This is a genomic window from Nitratireductor indicus C115, from assembly GCF_000300515.1.
Classification (GTDB): Bacteria; Pseudomonadota; Alphaproteobacteria; order Rhizobiales; family Rhizobiaceae; genus Nitratireductor; species Nitratireductor indicus.
This window is the reverse complement of the sequence record NZ_AMSI01000001.1, coordinates 132433-148541: the sequence shown is the minus strand read 5'-3', so window position 1 is coordinate 148541 and position 16109 is coordinate 132433. Positions and strand designations below refer to the sequence as shown.

The following is a 16109-nucleotide window of genomic DNA, read 5'->3' as shown; positions in this document are numbered from 1 at the left end:
CCTCGCGCTGAAGCTTCAGAAGAATTCAGCCGTTCAAAAGCCCTGCTTCGGTTTCCTCGGCGCGGGTTTTTGAGGGAGGCGTGAAACCGCCTATTGGTCAATAAGGGGATTGCGCGGTCTATTCAGGGAAAAGCCTGGAATGGACTTCGCCTCCATGGCGTCTAGAAGACCTTTTGCCAAAGCGACGCTGCTTTGCTTCCTCTTTGCTCTCGCTGCCTGCGGCGGTGGAGGCGAGGAGGACAAAGCAGCCGCCCCCCAAACGCCGCAAACCCCAACCACACCTCCGCAAACGCCGTCCGTTTCGGGCTATCCCACCTTCGATGAAAGCGCGGCGGCGCTTTATCGCCAGAACGCCGAGTTCAACAGGGCCGACCCGAGCGATGCAGAAGAAAACGCGATCCGCTCCGGATTCGGAGCAAGGACGCTATGCGCCGGCTCAAACAACGCCTATTGCGCGGGCACATCCTCCTACCGACTGCAGAACCTAGATCTTGCCCACAGTGCAACGCTTACCGATGGCCGAAAGGTGACCGGTACCGGGACGCTGATCGCCATCGTGGACGACGGCTACCGATTTTCACATCGCGAACTTGCAGGGAAGGAGATCAGCCTCTTCACCGGCACTGCCGCAGGTATCGGCAGCAACAGCCATGGCACAGCCGTGGCGGCGATTGCCGCTGGCAAGGCAGACGGCGCAGGCATGATGGGGGTCGCCCCGGGTGCGGCGCTGCATTTGTCTTCCTGGGAAGACACGGCCGATGACACGATCATCGCGCATCTTGCGGCGGCAACCCGCGATGCCGCACGCCAGGGAGCAATGGTGCAGAACAATTCCTGGGGTTTTACCGAAGACGTGCCCGTCTCCGAGGAGCGCAGCGACTTCATGGCGTCGGGCGAGACGGATTATGCCCGTTTCCTGGCCGGCCGGCACGGCGGTGCGCACAGCGAATGGCGCAGCCTGATCTCCGCGTATGACGCCTTCCAGAATACCGGCGTCATCGTTTTTGCCAATTCAAACGACGCGACGCTCGACGACGCGATAGCCTGGTCCGCCCTGCCCGAGTTTGCGCCAGAGCTTTCGGAAGCCTGGATAACGGTGTCCAATGCCCTCTTCGAGATCGACCGGCGCGACGGCTCCATCCTTGCCGCCGACCTGCTTTCCGCACCTTGCGGGAGTGCTGCGCGCTATTGCCTGACCACGGACGGAACGCTGAGGGTGCCTACGGACAATACCGACAATTCCTATACACTCGGCACGGGAACCTCTTATGCCGCACCGCAGGTTGCCGGCGACATCGCCCTGCTTGCGCAGGCCTTTCCCGATCTGGCCCCCACGGAATGGACCGCGCGGCTGCTCGCAACGGCGCGTCGGGACTGGCAGGGCTTCCAATCCACAATCGCCGGCGAGACCGTTTTCGCCGACGGCGTCAAACGTGAATATTCCTTCCTCTATGGCCATGGCGTTCCAGACATGAAGGCAGCATTGTCGCCCGTCGGAGGGCTCGCCATTCCCACAGCCGCGCATATCTCAGGCGCTTCTGTTCCGTTGAGCGCGGGCGTCTCCCTTGAAGCGCCTTTGATCGGAAATGCAATCGGAAAGAAACTTGCCGGAAAAACGATCATGGCGATCGATGCGCTGGGCACCAATTTTTCGATTTCCGGCAATGATATTAAGTCGACTAATCAATATGTTCGCAAGGCACCATCAAATGGGCCGGGAAGCGCCTTCGAAACCCGCGCGGCACTGCAAAGCAGCTTCGCCTTTGCCCCGGTGGAGAAGGCTTCATCGCTGATGCTGCAGGAAGCCGCATTGCCCAAGCTGCTTTTCTCGCAGACCTTCGCTTCCAGCTTCGGTTCCACTTCCTTCAGCGATCTCATGCCGCTCGACAAAGGCACTTTCCTGCAACTCGCCGGGTCCATGTCGCCCGATGGCGATGCCGCGAATTTTGCCGCCTCGCGCTTGTTCAGCAAGGGCTTTCTCTCCGGAGAGCTGGCATTTTCGATGAACTTTTCGGCCGGAAGCCTCTTTGGCCAAGTCATGAGCGGACCGTTTCTGGAACCGAAATCCAGTGTGGACATGGCGAGCAGTCTTGCTCTCGTTGCCGATCTCGGCGGCGGCTGGAGTGTCAGCGGATTTGCGGAACTGGGAAGCGGCTTTGCGCAAAACAGTCCAGAAGCGCTCGTTACCACAGGTCCGGTATCGCATTTTAGCGGCTCATTATTTGCCGGCAAAAGAAATACGCTTTTCCTGGATGATATGGCTCGCCTTTATGCGGGTATCAGACCTACGGCGCTTGACGGAACCGCCCGCGTTCGACTGCCAGTCGGGCGCACAGCAAGCGGTTCCGTTACCTATGAGCTTTATGAGGTTGAGCTTGCGGATGCCGACCTGCCATTGCGCTTCGGCCTCACATATGACGCGCGGCTGCCTCGCAATTTCGAACTGGGCTTCAATGCGAATGCCGATTTCCTGGGAGGAAGCGGCGAACGCCCGGTGCTCGACATGGCTATCAGTCTGCACAAGGGCTTTTAAGGCATTCAGCCGATGAGCCGGTTTCAGGCGGCCTCAGGCCGGCGAATATGCCGTGCCGCTTTCAACACCAGAGGAGAAAGGCCCTTGCCCCCGGCATCGACGATCTCGAACAGCTGGGTGCGCATGCGCGGTTCCCAGAACTGATTGATATGATTGGCAATACCTTCCACCTGCTCGCTTTCGGGCTGCGAAGCGAAGAAGCCGGCAATCTGGTTGGCCATATAGACGAGCCGCTCGCCGGCGGAGATGAATTGTTTCTCATGCGACATGCCTGGCCGCTCCTACCGTGACGCGTTTAGGGTGGGTGAATATGTCGAACTCGTCGCCGCGCACCAGCGCGACAAGCGTCATGCCAGCGGTTTCCGCCGTGCGGATCGCCAGGGCCGTGGGCGCGGAAATGGCGGCGATCATGGACGACCCCAGAGCCGCCGTCTTCTGCACCATCTCAACGGAGACGCGCGACGTGACGACCACGGCGCCCGTGGCGGGGTCGATGCCAGCCTTCAGGAGCGCACCGGCTAGCTTGTCGAGCGCGTTGTGACGGCCTACATCCTCACGTGACAGCGCAATTCCTTTGCCGGCTATATAAAAGCCCGCCGCATGCACCGCGCCCGTCTCGCGATGCAGCGTCTGACGGTCGCCCAAAAGGCGCATCGCCTGGGCGATATCGCCGGAAGACAAGGTGAGATTGACATCGGCCACAGCGGGGACGGCGCGCATCGCCTCATCAATGCTTTCGATGCCGCACAGGCCGCAGCCGACCGGACCGGCCAGCCGTCTGCGCCGGGCCTCGAAGCGGGTATTGGCGGCATCACGTAATCGCACCTGAAGGTCAATGCCCGCGCCCAGTTCCTGAACGGTGATCTCCTCGATCTCCGCCGCCGCCGAGACAATGCCTTCCGTCAGACTGAAGCCCAGAGCGAAATCTTCAAGGTCGGCGGGTGTGCCCATCATCACCGCATGGGTGGTGCCGCCATAGGAAAGCGCAATCGGCGTTTCCTCGGGCACGGTCCTGGCAGAAACGCTTGTGCAACCGGCCCGACGCGCCGTGCGGGTGACGCGCGCGGTGGAAGGAACGCCGCTCATGACGACATTGCCATGCGCCGGACCGCCGACAGGCCACAATGTTCAATTCCGCAACTGCGCATGCCGTTACTCCGCTGCCTCCAACGGGGTGATGCGGCGGCTGCGGCGGGCATGCTCCTCATAATCCTCCTGCCAGTCGGTCGGGCCATTGGATGGCGCAACCTCAACCGCCGTGACCTTGTATTCGGGGCAGTTGGTCGCCCAATCGGAATATTCGGTCGTCACCACATTGGCCTGCGTCGTCGGGTGGTGGAAAGTGGTGTAGACAACGCCCGGCGCAACGCGCTCGGTGATCGTGGCACGCAGCGTCGTCTCGCCGGCCCGGCTTCTCAACTTTACCCAGTCACGGTCGCGAATGCCGCGGTTCTCCGCATCGAAGGGATGAATCTCCAGCAGATCCTCCTCGTGCCACAGCACATTGTGGGTGCGCCTCGTCTGCGCTCCGACATTGTATTGCGAGAGGATGCGACCCGTGGTGAGTAGCAGCGGGAAGCGCGGACCGACCTTTTCGTCGGTGGCTACATAGGCAGTGCGCACGAATTTGCCCTTGCCGCGCACGAAACCGCCCATATGCATGATCGGAGTTCCCTCGGGCGCCTTCTCGTTGCAGGGCCACTGCACCGAGCCTTTCTCTTCAAGAAGATCATAAGTGACGCCGGCGAAGCTCGGCGTGGTGGCGGCAATCTCGGCCATGATCTCCGAAGGATGCGCGTAGTTCCAGTCCCGGCCGAGAGCGCGGGCCAGCATCTGCGTCACTTCCCAATCGGCATAGCCGTTCTTCGGCTCCATGACCTTGCGCACGCGGTTGATGCGGCGTTCGGCATTGGTGAAGGTGCCCTCCTTCTCCAGGAAGGTGGAACCCGGCAGGAAGACATGGGCGTAATTAGCCGTCTCGTTCAAGAAGAGATCGTGCACGACGACGCATTCCATCGCCTCAAGACCCGCCGCAACGTGGCGCGTGTTGGGATCGGACTGGAGAATGTCCTCACCCTGAATGTAGATGCCGCGGAACGTGCCCTCGATTGCGGCATCGAGCATGTTGGGAATGCGCAAGCCCGGCTCGTTGTCGAGCTTCACACCCCACAGGCTTTCATAGATGGCGCGGGTCGCATCCTCCGAAATGTGACGGTAGCCCGGCATTTCATGCGGGAACGACCCCATGTCGCAGGAGCCCTGCACATTGTTCTGCCCGCGCAGCGGATTCACGCCGACGCCAGGGCGGCCGATATTGCCGGTGGCCATGGCAAGATTCGCAATGGCCATGACGGTGGTCGAGCCCTGGCTGTGTTCGGTGACGCCAAGCCCGTAGTAGATCGCCCCGTTGCCACCCGTTGCGTACAGGCGGGCAGCACCGCGAATGAGATCGGCCGGGACGCCCGACGCCTTCTCAATCGCTTCGGGGCTGTTTTCCGGCTGCAAGACGAAGCTCGCCCAGTCCTGGAACTCCTCCCAGTCGCAACGCTCGCGGATAAAGGCCTCGTTGAACAGGCCCTCGGCCACGATTACGTGAGCAAGCGCGGTCAGGACGGCGACATTGGTGCCCGGCCTGAGCGGCAGGTGGTAGGCAGCCTCCACATGCGGCGTTCGCACGAGGTCGATGCGACGCGGATCGATCACGATCAGCTTGGCGCCCTCGCGCAACCGCTTCTTCAGGCGCGAGCCGAAAACGGGATGGCCGTCCGTCGGATTGGCCCCGATCACCAGAACAACGTCGGCATGTTCGACGGAATCGAAATCCTGCGTGCCGGCGGAGGTGCCGAAGGTGGTCTTCAATCCGTAACCCGTCGGCGAATGGCAGACGCGGGCGCAGGTGTCCACATTGTTGTTGCCGAAGCCCTGACGAACCAGCTTCTGGACGAGATAGGTTTCCTCATTGGTGCAGCGCGAGGAGGTGATGCCGCCTATGGCAGCCTGGCCGTGTTCGCGCTGGATGCGCTTGAACGCATCGGCAACATGCGACAAAGCCTCTTCCCAACTGACCTCCCGCCATGGATCGGTGATCTTCTCGCGCACCATCGGGTTGAGGATGCGGTCCTTGTGGGTGGCGTAGCCATAGGCGAAGCGGCCCTTCACGCAGGAATGGCCGCGATTGGCCTTGCCATCCTTGTAGGGCACCATGCGCACGACTTCCTCGCCCTTCATCTCGGCCTTGAAGGAACAACCGACGCCGCAATAGGCGCAGGTCGTGACCGCCGAGCGATCGGGCATGCCCATTTCGATGATCGATTTTTCCTGCAACGCGCCGGTGGGGCATGCCTGTACGCAGGCGCCGCATGAAACACATTCCGACTGCAGGAACGGCTCATCCATGCCAGCGGTGATGCGGCTTTCGAAACCACGTCCTTCCACCGTCAGCGCGAAGGTGCCCTGTTGTTCCTCGCAGGCCCGCACGCATAAGGAGCAGACAATGCACTTCGAGGGATCGTAGGCGAAATAGGGGTTGGAGATGTCCAGCTCCTTGAAATTCACCCCGTGCTCGCCTTCCGGTGCCGGCGCCAGATGGTTCGCGCCGTCCTCGCTATAGCGGTTCTGCTTCAGGCCGACAGTCTCGGCCATGTTCGCCATCTCGCAATTGCCCGCCGCGCAGGCGGGGCAATCGACCGGATGGTCGGACATGTAGAGTTCCATCACGCCCTTGCGGATGGATTTCAGCCGGTCGCTCCGGGTGTTCACCGAGATGCCTTCGGCCACCGGCGTGGTGCAGGATGCCGGCGTACCGCCCCGGCCCTCCACCTCGACGAGGCAGAGACGGCACGAACCGAACGCCTTGACCATGTCGTTGGCGCAGAGCTTGGGCACGGCGATGCCCGCCTCGCGCGCTGCACGCATGATGGAGGTGCCTTCCGGCACGGTTACCGACTGGCCGTCGATGGTCAGCGTCACCGTCTTGTCAGAGCGGACTGCTGGTGTGCCGTAATCAGTTTCGTTCACGAAGCACATGGCGTGGCTCCCATGGTATGAGTGGCTCGCTCGAGAGAGGTGCGACGGGCGTCTGGATTGTCTTGTGTCATCGCCGTCACTCCGCCGCTTCGCGCGCGGGCACGGGACGGAAGTCCTCGGGGAAATGGGTCAGCGCGCTCATGACCGGATAGGGCGTGAAACCGCCCAGCGCGCACAAAGATCCGAACTTCATCGTGTTGCAAAGATCGGTCACGGTCTCGATCTGTGTTTCGGGCGCGATGCCCGCTTTCAGGCGATCAAGAACCTCCATGCCGCGCGTCGAACCGATGCGGCAGGGCGTGCATTTGCCGCAACTCTCGACAGCGCAGAACTCCATCGCGAAACGCGCCTGCTTCAACATGTCGACCGTGTCGTCGAAGACGACGATGCCGGCATGGCCGATCAAGCCATCCTTGGCCGCGAAGGCCTCGTAATCGAAAGGCGTATCGAACAGGGAACGCGGGAAGTAAGCGCCCAGCGGGCCACCCACCTGGACCGCGCGCACCGGGCGGCCCGTTGCCGTGCCGCCGCCGATCTCGTCCACGATCTCACCGAGCGTCATACCGAATGCCGCTTCGAAGAGGCCGCCATGTTTCACATTGCCGGCGATCTGGATCGGGATCGTACCGCGCGAGCGGCCCATGCCGAAATCGCGATAATAGGCACCGCCCTTGTCGAGGATGATCGGTACGGAAGCGAGAGAAATGACGTTGTTGATGACCGTCGGCTTGCCGAACAGGCCCTGATGGGCGGGCAGTGGGGGCTTGGCGCGAACCTGGCCGCGCTTTCCCTCGAGGCTGTCGAGCAGCGCCGTTTCTTCGCCGCAGACATAAGCACCAGCACCGACACGCACCTCCATATCGAAGGCAAAGGCGGAACTGAGAACGCTCTTTCCCAGAACGCCTGCCGCGCGCGCGACCGCGATGGCCTCGTTCAGCACCGCAGCGGCATGGGGATATTCCGAACGCAGATAGATGTAGCCCTTGGTCGCGCCCGTCGCGATGCCGGCGATCGCCATGCCCTCGATCAGGACGAAAGGATCGCCCTCCATGATCATGCGGTCGGCGAATGTGCCCGAATCGCCTTCATCCGCGTTGCAGACGATGTATTTGCGCGGACCCTGCGCATCGTGCACCGTCTTCCATTTGATGCCTGTCGGGAAGCCAGCGCCGCCGCGCCCGCGAAGGCCGGACTCCATCACCTCCTCGATGATGGCGGCAGGCGATTTTTCGAGCGCGTTGCGCAGGCCACGCAGGCCTCCGTGACGCTCGTAATCCTCAATAGAAACCGGATCGACGATGCCGCAACGGGCAAATGTCAGGCGGGTCTGGCGTACGAGGAAAGGCAGTTCCTCCGGCTTGCCAAGCGCCAGGGCATGGGTGCGGCCCTCAAGCATGCCCGCGTCCAGAAGCGCCGGGATATCGCCGGGGGCCACCGGTCCATAGGCGATACGGCCCTGTGCCGTCTCGACCTCGACCATGGGTTCCAGCCAGTAGAGACCGCGCGAACCGTTGCGCACGATCTCGACATCAAGGCCGCGCGTCTTCGCTTCCGTGCGTAACGCGCCGGCAACCTGTTCGGCGCCGAGCGCAAGTGCACCGGAATCGCGGGGAACGTATACCTTCACCGTCATGCCCGTGCCCTCCGCGCGATATCAACAGCCTTCTCATCATCGATACGGCCGATCACCTCCCCATCGAGCATGGCGGAGGGAGCGCAAGCGCACAGTCCGAGACAATAGACGGGCTCGAGCGTGACCGCGCCATCGGCGCTGGTTTCGTGGAAACGGATGCCCAGAAGCTGCTCAAGCCGCTCGGCCACCGCGTCACCGCCCACCGACTGGCAGGCTTCCGCACGGCACACCTTCAGCACATGCCTGCCGGCAGGCTTTTCGCGGTAATCATGATAGAAGGAGACGACGCCGTAGACTTCGGCACGCGACAGATTGAGCGCCTCGGCAATGACCGGAACGCTTTCGCGCGGCACATAACCAAGCTCCTGCTGAATCCCGTTCAGGATCGGCAGTAACGGGCCTTCCTCCTCCCGCCACCGCTCGACAATCGACTGAACGGTGGACGCATTCTCGGTACGTGCGTGCTGCATCGCGCAGCGCCCTCCCTAACGTTGCTCGTACCAAAATGAGACCGAAATCCGCCGCACGGATCAATACAGCAGTTCCGTCGCTTGATAGAAGTTCTCTATTGCTTTTGCGCATAGCGCTCAGCGACGAGCCGCGCCTCATAAAGCAAAGCGGAAACGAGCGGGGTGTGGGGCTCGCGTTTGACCGCCACCACGCCGACCAGGTGGCTGGCATCCGGCTCGACGATGGGGATGGCGCGGATCGGCTCGGAGAAGCCCAGCACCTCAGCCAGGTTGAGAGGCATGATGGACGCCCATTTTCCCGTGCGGATGTGGGAAAAAAGCACGATCATGGAGTTGGATTCCAATGTCGGGCTGACTGTTGCGCCCACCTCTTCCAGGTGCTGGTTGATGATGCGCCGGTTCTGCATGTCCGGCGTCAACAGGCAGAGCGGGAGTTCCGCAACCTCGGCCCAGGTGACCGTCTCGCGGTCGGAATAGCGGTTTTCAGCCGCAGTAATGAGCTGATAGCGCTCCGAATAGAGCGGCACGGCCGCCACATGACCGAGCGGCTCGTTGTCGATATAAGTGATGCCGATATCGATCTCGAAATTCTCCAGGAGAGACAGCACTTCCAAGGAGGTGCGGGAGATGATGGAGAAAGTGACTTCCGGATGTTTTTTCCGGAACGGCGTGGTGAGCTCGGGCATCATGGCAAGCGCCGTGGGAATGGCCGCGATGCGCACATGGCCCGCGAGGCCGCGCCGGGCGGCGTTCATTTCCGCCCGCATGGTGCGGGCGTCTCCAACGATGCGGCGCGCCCATTCGAGCACACGCTGCCCCTCCGGCGTCAGCCCCTGAAAGCGGGAGCCGCGCTGCACCAGCATGACGCCAAGCTGGTCTTCAAGCTGCTTGATCGCAGCCGAAAGCGTGGGCTGCGTCACGCCGAGTTCGATTGCCGCCCGCCCGAAATGGCGCTCCTTGGCGAGCGCTATGAAGAATTCCAGCTTGTCGATCATGGGCGCGACGCTACAGGCAGCTTGCCGCCGGGGCAATCCGTCCCGTGCCGCGGAAGAACGCCTGCAATCGAAACCGCTGTGACAACACAGATGGCGATTTGCCTCTCTTGGCCCTCGGGCCCATGTGCTTTATCTGAGAGGAAAAGCAAAGGCAGCGCACATGACCCTCGACAGGCATACCGTCATCGACCGACTGAGAACCGTGAAAGGCCCCGATCAGGAAGGAGACATCGTTTCTCTCGGCCTTGTCTCGGAAATCTTCATCGCAGACGGCAAGGTGTTCTTCTCCGTCACGGTTCCTGCAAACCGCGCCGAGGAACTGGAATCCCTGCGACAGGCAGCGGAGGCGGCCGTGCGCTCGATCCCCGGCGTGAAGGGCGCGATGGTGGCCCTGACGGCGGAGAAACAGGGGGGCGGCATGGGCACCGCGCCGCAGAGGCCGAAGCCCGCTCCGGCTCGTCCCGCAGCCGCCCATCCGGTTGCAGGAAGCCAGGCGGGCCAGCAACCGGCCAAGGCCGACGTGCCGGGCATCAAGGCCATCGTCGCCGTGGCAAGCGGCAAGGGCGGCGTCGGCAAATCGACAACGGCGGTCAACCTCGCCCTCGGTCTCAAGGCTCTTGGATTAAAGGTCGGCATTCTCGATGCCGATATCTATGGCCCCTCGATGCCGCGCCTGCTGGGCATCAAGGGGAAGCCGCAGACCGCTGACGGAAAAACCCTCAAGCCGATGGAGGCCTATGGGCTGAAGGTCATGTCCATGGGGTTCCTCGTGGACGAGGATACACCGATGATCTGGCGCGGACCGATGGTGGTTTCCGCGCTACGCCAGATGCTGCGCGACGTGGCCTGGGGCGAGCTCGACGTGCTCGTGGTGGATATGCCGCCCGGCACGGGTGACGTGCAGCTGACCATGGCCCAACAGGTGCCGCTGGCCGGCGCGGTGATCGTGTCGACCCCGCAGGACCTGGCGCTGATCGATGCCCGCAAGGGCCTCAACATGTTCAAGCGGGTGGATGTGCCGCTGCTCGGCATCGTGGAGAACATGAGTTACTTCGTCGCTCCCGACACGGGCAAGCGCTATGACATCTTCGGCCATGGCGGAGCGAAGGCGGAAGCCGAACGGCTTGGCGTTCCCTTTCTTGGGGAAGTGCCGCTTACCATGGACGTGCGGGAAACCTCGGACGCAGGAACACCGGTCGTCGCGGCCAATCCCGATGGCGCACAAGCGATCGTCTATCGTGCCATCGCCGAGAAGGTGATGTCCGAAATGGGAAGCGCAATGACTGCGGCAGCCGAGGATGCCCCGAAAATCGTGTTCGATTGAGGAAGCCTGCTGCCGCCTGCCGAAGGCAAGCGGCAGAACGGGAAAAGCACCCTTTCATGTTACAATCATTCTTCATTTTCTGATATCATTGTAACATTAAAAGCTTCAGGGAGGAGCCTGCCGCATGAGCGCATCACAGTCCGACACCATTCTTCACGAACGTCGCGAGGGGTGGCACCGCATCACGCTCAACCGACCGGAAAAGCTCAACTCCTTCAATGAGGAACAACATCATGCGCTGCGCGCTGCGCTGAACGAAGCGGCAGCAGACGAGACCTGCCGAACCGTGCTCCTGACGGGCGCTGGCCGCGGTTTTTGCGCAGGCCAGGATCTGGGTGACCGCGATCCCTCGAAGCCTGGCGAGCGGGTCGACCTCGGCTATACGATCGAAACTTTCTATAATCCGCTCGTGCGGCAGATTCGCTCTCTCGGCAAACCCGTTATCTGTGCGGTGAACGGCGTTGCGGCCGGGGCCGGCGCCAATATCGCGCTCGCTTGCGACATGGTGCTTGCCGCGAAATCGGCAAAGTTCATCCAGGCATTTTCGCGTATCGGTCTGGTGCCCGATTCCGGCGGAACCTGGTTTCTCACGCGGCTTCTGGGCGAGGCCCGCGCCAAGGCGCTGATCCTGACCGGAGACGCCCTTACGGCGGAACAGGCCGAGCAATGGGGCCTGATCTGGCGCGTCGTGGAAGACGATGCATTGGCAGGCGAAGCCGAAGAACTCGCCGAACGCTTTGCCAAAGGTCCCACCTATGCCTATGGCCTCATCAAGGAGGCGGTCCATCTTGCCTCTCGCAACACGCTGGACGAGCAGCTGGAGCTGGAACGCGACATGCAGCGCAAGGCAGGCTTTTCCGACGATTATCGCGAAGGCGTTACAGCCTTTCTGAACAAGCGCAAGCCGACTTTCACAGGCAAGCCCACCGAATAGCCAAGTGCAATCGCCCGGCGAACATGCCTTTGCCGCAAATAACTGAAATCCTGCCCTTTTTAGGTTGGAGTTCAGTTATTTGAGACATCTGTTTTATTGCATCGTTTCCTTCTCGCTTCTTTCCGCACCCGCGCTTGCCGCCATCGAGCTTGAGAATGAATATTGGCGGATTTCCGTGGCCCCGGAGACGCTCGCCATTATCGTAACAGCAACCGGCCGGGAGCCGGTTGCGCTTTCCTCCGGATTCGAGCCTCGCATCGCCGAGCAAATCCAGATTTCCGATAAGGCGGCGTCCTGGCGCTGGAGCGAGGAAGGCTACACTTTTTCATTTGCTCTTGAAGGGCAAGACCTACAGCTATCCGTACAGGCGGAAAGGGCTGCGAGCCTTGACCTCATCAGGCAGCCGGCGGCAGCCATGGGGCAGGGCTTCGTGCTGCCCCTGGCGGAAGGACATTATGTTCCGGCAGGCAGCGCACAATGGCGTGACTTCGTTGCAGAGCATTTCAGCTCTGTAAACACCAGCCAGGATTTGAGTCTGCCCCTGCTCGGTATGGATTTCGGCGCATATAGCCTCACCTGGATATTCGAGACCCCATTCAACAACACCCTCAGTTTTGCACGAGATAACAATGGGCTGTCGGTGGGATTCTCCCACGAATTCACCATGCTTGCACCGCGGGAGCCACTTCGGATGCTCCTGCATCTGGGGGGCGGCGACAGGATTGCCGGTGCCAAACGTTATCGCCGGCTTCTCATCGAGAGTGGCCGCTATGAAAGCCTTGAAAGCAAGATCGCTGCAACACCCGACACTTTGAAACTGCTTGGCGCAAGCCAAATCTATTTCTGGGGGAACGGCCTGCTTGGAAGCAAGGATTTGGTTGATTGGAAAGCGTTCATCGATCAACTCAAAAGCAATACGCCAATTGCCAAAGCACTGATGAACGGTTTCGACAATGAGGCCGTACAAGCCGTCAACACACCCCGAATTCAGGCTTACGAAAAGCGTGTAATTCTGCGGGCAATCAACCAGGGCCTTCACCGGCTGGCGCGTCAGGAATGGCAGGTAGACGATCCCGACTGGACGGAAATGACCGCCATATATGAGCGTATTGGCCGCGACGTCCGTGCGACCTTTGGCTCAGCACTGTCTCGTGAACCCGCTTCTTGGGGAGCCACCCTCTCACAGACTACTTTTGATATGTTGCGAAAAGCCGGCCTCACCAAGGCATGGATCGGCCTGGGCGATGGCTGGGAAGGCGGGCTCTGGAATCCCCAAGCGGTAGCCGCGGGGGTGGGCGCCGGTTATCTCATCGCGCCCTACGATTCCTACGAGACAGCCATCCCAGCGGGCGTACGCCCCGACTGGACCACTGCCGCGCTCGGCAAAACGGCCTATGAAAAATGCGCGGTGATCAAAAAGGACGGCAAGGCTCAATCCGGCTTCAACGGAAGCGGCCACTACACGCTGTCAGATTGCGTCTTGCCCATTCTCAAGAAACGCGTACAGGCCATCAAAAACATCGTGCCTTACAACAGCTGGTTTCTGGACGCCTATGCCACGGGCATGGTGTTCGACAGCTATCGCCCCTCCGCTCCCGTAACCATGAAGCAGAACGCGCAGGCGAATGAAGACGCGTCGCGCTGGGTGAATTTCAGCTTCAACATGCCCGTCGCCTCGGAGGACGGAAACGCCACAACTGCAGGCGGCATTGCGCTGGCGCATGGAATGCAGGTTCCAGTCATCGGCTGGGGCGATGAGGACATGATGGTGGATCGGCAGTCGCCCTATTATCTTGGACGCTGGTACCCGGAAGAGGAGCCCGAATTCTTCTTCAAACAAGTGCCGATCAAAGAGCCTTTCCGCTCCGTCTATTTCGACCCCTCGACCCGGCTGCCGCTTTATCAAAGCGTCTTTCACGGCTCGGTCATCACCGCGAACCACTGGCATTTCGACAGCCTGAAATTCACCAATGCACGGCGCGAATCGGAACTCGTCCAGCTCCTTTACAATGTGCCTCCGCTCTATCATCTGAGCGAAAGAACATTGGCGAAGCGGCTGCCCGTCATCCTGCGCCAGCAGGCCTTCTTCCAGCCTCTGCATGAAAGACTGGGTACGAGCGAACTCGTGTCCTTCCGCTATCTTTCCGATGATCGCCTTCTGCAGGAGACGGCATTTTCCGAGGGCACACGGCTGATTGCCAACATGTCGCAGGAAAGGCGCGGCGCGGCAGGAACCACCATCGCCCCTTTTTCCATCATCGCCGTGAGAGACGGGGCGGTCATCGCCCGCTACAGCTCTCGCGACTGAAGAGAGACCGCAGCTTTCCATGGTCGCCGGGCTTGTTGCCTGGCGGCCATCGCATATCGCTCAGGCGACTGCGTCTTCTCCACCGCCGCTGACGCGGGTGTTGAAATCGGAGAAGAACTGGCCGGCGAGCTTTTTTGATGTGGACTGAATGAGGCGGCTGCCCAGCTGCGCCATCTTGCCCCCCACATCGGCCTTGGCCGAATATGTGAGGATGGTTGCATCCGGCCCATCGGCCTTGAGCGAGACATCCGCCCCGCCCTTGGCAAAGCCGGCCACGCCACCCTTGCCCTCGCCGCTGATCGTGTAGGAATTGGGCGGGTTGAGATTGGTCAGCTCGACCGCGCCGTTGAAACGCGCCTTGATCGGCCCGATCTTGAGAGCCACGACTGCCGAAAAGCCGGTGTCGGACGTCTTTTCAAGTTCCTCGCAACCGGGGATGCAATCCTTCAGGACTTCAGGATCGTTGAGCGCCTGCCACACGGTTTCCACCGGCGCCTCGATCCGTTCTTCACCTTCGATCACCATGGCCATGGCTCAGCCCTCCTCAAAAAGCCTTTCCCGATTGGCTAACCCACCCGCAACGTCTTGTCCATCCACACAAGGGAGGGCACGCTGTCTTGCAGGTGACATGTGTCGCAACTATCGGACAGGCGCATGCCAGACATGAAGGAAATGGAATGGGCGAACCGCAGGCGGCTGCAGAAAGCACAGAACCGAGGCAGGGATCTGTCGGAGAGGTTTTTTCTGCCTTCCTGAAACTCGGGTTCACCTCCTTCGGCGGACCCATTGCGCATCTCGGCTATTTTCGCGACGAACTCGTCCTGCGGCGCGGCTGGCTGAGCGAGGCGGCCTATGCCGATCTCGTAGCGCTTTGCCAGTTCCTGCCCGGCCCTGCCAGCAGCCAGGCCGGCTTTGCGCTCGGCTATATGCGCGCGGGACCGATGGGAGCCGCAGCCGCATGGGCTGCCTTCACACTGCCATCGGCATTGGCGCTCTTCTTCTTCGCGACATTCTCTCAATCGCTTCAGAACCCTCTCGGCGAAGGCTTCTTGCACGGTCTCAAGATCGTTGCGGTGATCGTCGTGGCGCAAGCCGTTTGCGGGATGGCCCGAACGCTCTGTCCCGACCGGACACGCGCTGCGATCGGGCTTCTGGCACTGGTCATCATAACGTCTGTGGGTGGCGGACTGGCGCAAATCGCCGCCATCGCCTGCGGCGGCGCGCTGGGATGGTGGCTCTGCCACGACCCGGCGAGATCGCAGAGTCGAGCGATCCGTCTCGGTGTGCCGCTCGGCGCCGGGCTTTTCGCCCTTGTTCTCTTCATTGTCCTCCTTGCGGCATTGCCGATGCTTGCCATGCCCGGCAACCAGCCACTGGCCTTGATCGATACGTTCTATCGGGCAGGAGCGCTCGTCTTTGGCGGGGGGCATGTGGTGCTTCCGCTGCTTGAGGCGGGAACGGTGGGAACCGGATTGATCACCGAAGGCGCGTTCCTCTCAGGCTATGGAGCAGCGCAGGCCGTTCCCGGCCCACTCTTCACCTTCGCAAGCTATCTGGGCACCGCGATCTCGGGCCCAACCGGCGCGGGGCTGGCGCTTCTGGCCATCTTCACACCCGGCTTTCTTCTGCTTGTGGGGGTCGCCCCCTTTTGGGACAGGCTGAGTGGCCATCCGCAGGCACGGGCAGCCATGGCCGGGACGAATGCAGCCGTCGTCGGCATTCTTGCCGGTGCGCTCTACGATCCGCTCTGGACCGCAGCCATTCTCGAGCCTGCGGATTTCGCGCTGGCCGCCACAGGATTCGTGCTCATCACGCTGTTTCGTGCGCCGCCCTGGAGCATCGTTCTTCTGTGCGCCGCAGCCGGCGGCGCACTTTCCCTCGTCTGA

The 16109-nt window shown here is 61.5% G+C and carries 12 protein-coding genes; 5 read left to right on the top strand and 7 right to left on the bottom strand.

Features of this window, described 5'->3' with window-relative positions:
* Positions 1–154: 154 nt before the first annotated feature.
* Complete coding sequence (locus tag NA8A_RS00755; protein WP_157174125.1) at positions 155–2533, top strand: S8 family peptidase; 2379 nt, start codon at positions 155–157, stop codon at positions 2531–2533.
* A gap of 23 nt (positions 2534–2556) precedes the next feature.
* Here the strand turns inward: NA8A_RS00755 and NA8A_RS00750 are convergent, their stop codons facing one another.
* The 6 genes from NA8A_RS00750 to NA8A_RS00725 form a co-directional block, all read right to left on the bottom strand.
* Positions 2557–2802: a formate dehydrogenase subunit delta gene (locus tag NA8A_RS00750; RefSeq protein ID WP_009449299.1), complete on the bottom strand. Its 246-nt coding sequence runs from the start codon at positions 2800–2802 to the stop codon at positions 2557–2559.
* Positions 2792–3619, bottom strand: a complete 828-nt coding sequence (gene fdhD / locus NA8A_RS00745) for a formate dehydrogenase accessory sulfurtransferase FdhD (RefSeq protein WP_040671566.1) — start codon at positions 3617–3619, stop codon at positions 2792–2794. Before fdhD ends, NA8A_RS00750 begins: the two co-directional genes overlap by 11 nt.
* A gap of 66 nt (positions 3620–3685) precedes the next feature.
* Positions 3686–6559: a formate dehydrogenase subunit alpha gene (gene fdhF, locus NA8A_RS00740; RefSeq protein WP_009449297.1), complete on the bottom strand. Its 2874-nt coding sequence runs from the start codon at positions 6557–6559 to the stop codon at positions 3686–3688.
* 76 nt (positions 6560–6635) lie between these two features.
* The gene (locus NA8A_RS00735; RefSeq protein ID WP_009449296.1) at positions 6636–8192 is read right to left on the bottom strand and encodes a formate dehydrogenase beta subunit; all 1557 of its coding nucleotides are present in this window, start codon (positions 8190–8192) and stop codon (positions 6636–6638) included.
* On the bottom strand, positions 8189–8662 hold the full coding sequence (locus NA8A_RS00730) for a formate dehydrogenase subunit gamma (RefSeq protein WP_009449295.1): 474 nt from the start codon (positions 8660–8662) through the stop codon (positions 8189–8191). Before NA8A_RS00730 ends, NA8A_RS00735 begins: the two co-directional genes overlap by 4 nt.
* A 95-nt stretch (positions 8663–8757) precedes the next feature.
* Positions 8758–9657: a LysR family transcriptional regulator gene (locus NA8A_RS00725; protein WP_009449294.1), complete on the bottom strand. Its 900-nt coding sequence runs from the start codon at positions 9655–9657 to the stop codon at positions 8758–8760.
* A gap of 160 nt (positions 9658–9817) precedes the next feature.
* Between NA8A_RS00725 and NA8A_RS00720 the strand changes: the two genes are divergently transcribed.
* From NA8A_RS00720 to NA8A_RS00710, 3 genes are all read left to right on the top strand, one after another.
* The gene (locus NA8A_RS00720) at positions 9818–10981 is read left to right on the top strand and encodes an Mrp/NBP35 family ATP-binding protein (RefSeq protein WP_009449293.1); all 1164 of its coding nucleotides are present in this window, start codon (positions 9818–9820) and stop codon (positions 10979–10981) included.
* Positions 10982–11105: 124 nt separating this feature from the next.
* On the top strand, positions 11106–11915 hold the full coding sequence (gene paaG, locus NA8A_RS00715) for a 2-(1,2-epoxy-1,2-dihydrophenyl)acetyl-CoA isomerase PaaG (RefSeq protein ID WP_009449292.1): 810 nt from the start codon (positions 11106–11108) through the stop codon (positions 11913–11915).
* 79 nt (positions 11916–11994) lie between these two features.
* Entirely contained in the window at positions 11995–14223 is a 2229-nt protein-coding gene (locus NA8A_RS00710) for a glycoside hydrolase (RefSeq protein ID WP_009449291.1), read from the top strand.
* A gap of 60 nt (positions 14224–14283) precedes the next feature.
* Here NA8A_RS00710 and NA8A_RS00705 read toward each other — a convergent pair whose 3' ends face one another.
* On the bottom strand, positions 14284–14754 hold the full coding sequence (locus tag NA8A_RS00705; protein WP_009449290.1) for an SRPBCC family protein: 471 nt from the start codon (positions 14752–14754) through the stop codon (positions 14284–14286).
* A gap of 146 nt (positions 14755–14900) precedes the next feature.
* Here NA8A_RS00705 and chrA point away from each other — a divergent pair, with 146 nt between their 5' ends.
* Positions 14901–16109 carry a chromate efflux transporter gene (gene chrA / locus NA8A_RS00700; protein WP_009449289.1) on the top strand — a complete coding sequence of 403 codons (1209 nt, stop codon included), beginning with the start codon at positions 14901–14903 and terminating at the stop codon, positions 16107–16109.